This window comes from Staphylococcus sp. HMSC36A10 (genome assembly GCF_001838845.1).
Classification (GTDB): Bacteria; Bacillota; Bacilli; order Staphylococcales; family Staphylococcaceae; genus Staphylococcus; species Staphylococcus aureus.
Genome location: NZ_KV839124.1, coordinates 1 through 4250 on the forward strand (window position 1 = coordinate 1; position 4250 = coordinate 4250).

The 4250-nt window shown below is 32.1% G+C and carries 2 protein-coding genes; both read left to right on the forward strand.

The features are described from left to right. A partial coding sequence (locus tag HMPREF3247_RS10505; RefSeq protein WP_142349155.1) for an LPXTG cell wall anchor domain-containing protein occupies positions 1–439 on the forward strand: 439 nt, incomplete at its 5' end. 366 nt (positions 440–805) lie between these two features. Beyond that, positions 806–4250: SdrD B-like domain-containing protein (locus HMPREF3247_RS10510; protein WP_070866238.1), on the forward strand; the 3445-nt coding region annotated here is incomplete at its 3' end.

Here is a 4250-nt window from a genome sequence, read left to right on the forward strand (position 1 = left end):
AGACAGCGATTCAGACTCAGATAGCGACTCAGACAGCGATTCAGATTCGGATAGCGACTCATACTCAGATAGCGACTCAGATTCAGACAGTGACTCAGACTCAGACAGCGACTCAGATTCAGACAGCGACTCAGATTCAGACAGCGATTCAGATTCGGATAGCGACTCAGATTCAGATAGCGATTCGGACTCAGACAACGACTCAGATAGCGATTCAGATTCAGACAACGACTCAGATAGCGATTCAGATTCAGATGCAGGTAAACATACTCCGGCTAAACCAATGAGTACGGTTAAAGATCAGCATAAAACAGCTAAAGCATTACCAGAAACAGGTAGTGAAAATAATAATTCAAATAATGGCACATTATTCGGTGGATTATTCGCGGCATTAGGATCATTATTGTTATTCGGTCGTCGTAAAAAACAAAATAAATAATATGATTAACTTAACCAGGTCCATGTGGCCTGGTTTTTTCTGTTTAGAAATTCCCAGATATAAAACAAAAAATCTTTAAGGAATAGATGCAATTTAATTTGTTACAGAAATGTAATTGTCTATGAATTAGAAAAGCTAAGATATTAATTTTAAGGGCAAATAATACTATTTTTTATGATAATTAAATAAAGATTACAAAACTCATAAAAACTTTTATTTAAACACAAATGTTAAATAACGTTTTACGATAAAGAAAAATAATTAAAGTATTGTGCTTTATCTAAAAATGTAATACTATATTGATATACATTTTTGTATTTAAAACAATTGTATTATTTAAAAATTTGATGAATTAGGAGTAATCTAATGCTAAACAGAGAAAATAAAACGGCAATAACAAGAAAAGGCATGGTATCCAATCGATTAAATAAATTTTCGATTAGAAAGTACACAGTGGGAACAGCATCAATTTTAGTAGGTACAACATTAATTTTTGGTCTGGGGAACCAAGAAGCAAAGGCTGCAGAAGTAACCAACAAGGAAATGAAGGAAGATGCAACATCAGTAAATAATGATCAAGTGTCTAAAAAAGTTGATACAGAGCAACTAAATAATGACAGTAATACTAGAAAAGTTGATAGAGAGCAACTAAAAGATGAGAATATTAATAAAGTTGCTAATCAAAAAGAAGTAACTAGAGTAGAAAATAGTGTCGCTTCAGAAAAAAATAATAACTCTCAGCCATCTGAAAATGGAAAATTACAAACGTCTGATGTTAAAAAAACTGAAGATAATAATGCAACTTCAGATGATCAAGTTACTACTACAGTTAATTCACAGCAATTAAATACTGATAACACAACTTCAAATGCAACAATGTCGTCAGCACCAATTAATGTAAGTAAAGATGACTTAAAAATTAATAGTGAAGTAGTTAAAAATGTAGTAGAAAATAGCGATAACACTGATAATGCAAATGGTTCAGATGTGATTTTGCCAAAAAGTACAGCACCTAAACGTTTGAATACAAGAATGCGTATGGCAGCAATACAACCAAACTCAACAGATTCTAAAAATGTTAATGATTTAATCACATCAAATACAACATTAACTGTCGTTGATGCAGATAATAGCAAAACGATTGTACCAGCCCAAGATTATTTATCATTAAAATCACAAATTACAGTTGATGACAAAGTTAAATCAGGTGATTATTTCACAATTAAATACTCAGATACAGTACAAGTATATGGATTGAATCCGGAAGATATTAAAAATATTGGTGATATTAAAGATCCAAATAATGGTGAAACAATTGCGACTGCAAAACATGATACTGCAAATAATTTAATTACATATACATTTACAGATTATGTTGATCGATTTAATTCAGTAAAAATGGGTATTAATTACTCAATTTATATGGATGCAGATACAATTCCTGTTGACAAGAAAGATGTTCCTTTTAGTGTAACTATTGGAAATCAAATTACAACTACAACAGCAGATATCACTTATCCGGCTTATAAAGAAGCTGACAATAATTCAATAGGATCAGCTTTTACAGAGACAGTTTCTCATGTAGGAAATGTTGAAGACCCTGGTTACTATAACCAGGTAGTATATGTTAATCCTATGGATAAGGATTTAAAAGGTGCTAAGTTAAAAGTTGAAGCGTACCATCCGAAATATCCAACTAATATTGGTCAAATTAATCAAAATGTTACAAATATAAAAATATATCGTGTTCCTGAAGGATATACATTGAATAAAGGATATGACGTTAATACTAATGATTTGGTAGACGTAACTGATGAATTTAAAAATAAAATGACGTATGGATCAAATCAAAGTGTTAATCTTGATTTTGGTGATATTACATCAGCATATGTTGTAATGGTTAATACAAAATTCCAATATACAAATAGCGAAAGCCCAACACTTGTTCAAATGGCTACTTTATCTTCAACAGGTAATAAATCCGTTTCTACTGGCAATGCTTTAGGATTTACTAATAACCAAAGTGGCGGAGCTGGTCAAGAAGTATATAAAATTGGTAACTACGTATGGGAAGATACTAATAAAAACGGTGTTCAAGAATTAGGAGAAAAAGGCGTTGGCAATGTAACTGTAACTGTATTTGATAATAATACAAATACAAAAGTAGGAGAAGCAGTTACTAAAGAAGATGGGTCATACTTGATTCCAAACTTACCTAATGGAGATTACCGTGTAGAATTTTCAAACTTACCAAAAGGTTATGAAGTAACCCCTTCAAAACAAGGTAATAACGAAGAATTAGATTCAAACGGCTTATCTTCAGTTATTACAGTTAATGGCAAAGATAACTTATCTGCAGACTTAGGTATTTACAAACCTAAATACAACTTAGGTGACTATGTCTGGGAAGATACAAATAAAAATGGTATCCAAGACCAAGATGAAAAAGGTATATCTGGCGTAACGGTAACATTAAAAGATGAAAACGGTAACGTGTTAAAAACAGTTACAACAGACGCAGATGGCAAATATAAATTTACTGATTTAGATAATGGTAATTATAAAGTTGAATTTACTACACCAGAAGGCTATACACCGACTACAGTAACATCTGGTAGCGACATTGAAAAAGACTCTAATGGTTTAACAACAACAGGTGTTATTAATGGTGCTGATAACATGACATTAGATAGTGGATTCTACAAAACACCAAAATATAATTTAGGTAATTATGTATGGGAAGATACAAATAAAGATGGTAAGCAGGATTCAACTGAAAAAGGTATTTCAGGCGTAACAGTTACATTGAAAAATGAAAACGGTGAAGTTTTACAAACAACTAAAACAGATAAAGATGGTAAATATCAATTTACTGGATTAGAAAATGGAACTTATAAAGTTGAATTCGAAACACCATCAGGTTACACACCAACACAAGTAGGTTCAGGAACTGATGAAGGTATAGATTCAAATGGTACATCAACAACAGGTGTCATTAAAGATAAAGATAACGATACTATTGACTCTGGTTTCTACAAACCGACTTACAACTTAGGTGACTATGTATGGGAAGATACAAATAAAAACGGTGTTCAAGATAAAGATGAAAAGGGTATTTCAGGTGTAACAGTTACGTTAAAAGATGAAAACGACAAAGTTTTAAAAACAGTTACAACAGATGAAAATGGTAAATATCAATTCACTGATTTAAACAATGGAACTTATAAAGTTGAATTCGAGACACCATCAGGTTATACACCAACTTCAGTAACTTCTGGAAATGATACTGAAAAAGATTCTAATGGTTTAACAACAACAGGTGTCATTAAAGATGCAGATAATATGACATTAGACAGTGGTTTCTATAAAACACCAAAATATAGTTTAGGTGATTATGTTTGGTACGACAGTAATAAAGACGGCAAACAAGATTCAACTGAAAAAGGTATCAAAGATGTTAAAGTTACTTTATTAAATGAAAAAGGCGAAGTAATTGGAACAACTAAAACAGATGAAAATGGTAAATATCGTTTCGATAATTTAGATAGCGGTAAATACAAAGTTATTTTTGAAAAGCCTGCTGGCTTAACACAAACAGTTACAAATACAACTGAAGATGATAAAGATGCAGATGGTGGCGAAGTTGACGTAACAATTACGGATCATGATGATTTCACACTTGATAATGGATACTTCGAAGAAGAAACATCAGACAGCGACTCAGACTCGGATAGCGATTCAGATTCAGACAGTGATTCAGATTCAGACAGCGATTCGGATTCAGACAGCGACTCAGACTCGGATAGCGACT